This is a genomic window from Frankia canadensis (assembly GCF_900197875.1).
GTDB lineage: Bacteria > Actinomycetota > Actinomycetes > Frankiales > Frankiaceae > Frankia > Frankia canadensis.
Genome location: NZ_FZMO01000432.1, coordinates 1 through 1,369 on the forward strand (window position 1 = coordinate 1; position 1,369 = coordinate 1,369).

A 1,369-nucleotide genomic window follows, 5' to 3' on the forward strand; every position below is an offset into this window, starting at 1 on the left:
CGGGGTCGGCCTCGGCATGGCCGACGGCCTCGCCCGGGCGGGCGCCGACGTGTGCATCTGGGGCCGTAACGAGGAGCGCAACCGGTCCACCGTCGAACGGCTCGCCGCGTACGGGCACCGGGCCAGCGCGATGCGCGTCGACATCAGCGACGAGGACGCCATCGTCAAGGGCTTCACCCGGCTCGTCGAGGAGTACGGCCGGCTGGACTCCTGCTTCGCCAACGCCGCGCTCGCGAACACGATGACCGCGCCGCGTTTCGTCGACTCCACGCTGACGTCGTGGCAGGACATGATGCGCATCGACCTCGACGGCACGTATCTGACCACCCGCGAGGCTGCCAGGCACATGATCGCCCAGGGCGAGGGCGGCAGCATCGTGGTGACGTCCAGCATCGCCGCGCTGTTCGGCGCCCCGCGCGAGGAGGCGTACGCGGCGGCGAAGGCCGGGGTGATCGCGCTGACGAAGTCGCTGGCGGTCGAGCTCGGCCGCTACCAGATCCGGGCCAACGCCGTGCTGCCCGGCTGGACCCGTTCGGCCGTCTTCGACGGCTGGCTCGACAACCCGGCGGTCAGCGAGAAGGTCCTCGGTCGGATCCCGCTGCGCCGCTGGGGCTCCGGAGACGACTGGGCCGGCATCGCCGTCTATCTGGCCAGCTCCGCCTCCTCCTTCCACACCGGCGACCAGTTCCGCATCGACGGCGGATACGGAGTGTTCTGAAATGCAAGGCCGCCCGACTGTGCCAGGCGGAGAGGTCGTCCAATGAGCGAGGCGAATGCTGTGACCGTGGAGACCGCGGATGAGGTGCTGCTCGCCTAGGTGGTGGACGGCGTCCTGGTAATTGACCCTGAACCGGCGGGACGCGCGCAACGCGCTGTTCCCCACGCTGGTGCGGCGCTGAGCAGGGCGCTGGACCGGTTCGTCGCGGACGACGGCCTGCGCGCCGCGGTCGTCACCGGCACCGGCGGGGCGTTCTGTGCCGGCCTCGACCTGAAGGCGTTCGCCGCGGAGGGAGCCGACCGGCGTGCGCCGGCGACGCTGATCCGGCGCTTCGGGTCGCTGCCAAGCCGATCATCGGCGCGGTCAACGCTGGTGCGTGACCGGGGGGATGGAGGTGGCGCTCGGCTGTGAGGGGCCGCTGGGCTCCCCCGAGGCGCGGTTCGTCGACACCCACATGACGATCGGCGCGTTCCCCAGCGGCGGGATGACCGCCCGGCCGCCCCGGATCGTCGGTACCCGCACGGCCAAGGCGATGAGCCTGAGCGGTCCGCGTGTGGATGCGCAGGATGGGTGAGCACGGCGGAAGCGACCTCACATGGTCGTCGCTGACCGCGCGGGGGCTGGACCACGACGGGCCGGCGCTGCTCACTC

At 71.7% G+C, this 1,369-nt stretch carries 3 protein-coding genes; all 3 read left to right on the forward strand.

The window, feature by feature from the left end:
- Positions 1-718, forward strand: a 718-nt coding sequence (locus tag C1A33_RS25305) for an SDR family NAD(P)-dependent oxidoreductase (protein WP_101833942.1), incomplete at its 5' end; no start/stop codon positions are given.
- Between the two features lie 99 nt (positions 719-817).
- On the forward strand, positions 818-1,129 hold the full coding sequence (locus C1A33_RS25310; protein ID WP_133150826.1) for a Clp protease/crotonase-like domain-containing protein: 312 nt from the start codon (positions 818-820) through the stop codon (positions 1,127-1,129).
- Positions 1,113-1,292, forward strand: coding sequence for a Clp protease/crotonase-like domain-containing protein (locus C1A33_RS25315; protein ID WP_165818584.1), 180 nt, complete (start codon positions 1,113-1,115; stop codon positions 1,290-1,292). The genes C1A33_RS25310 and C1A33_RS25315 overlap by 17 nt, the downstream gene beginning before the upstream one ends.
- Positions 1,293-1,369: the final 77 nt, after the last annotated feature.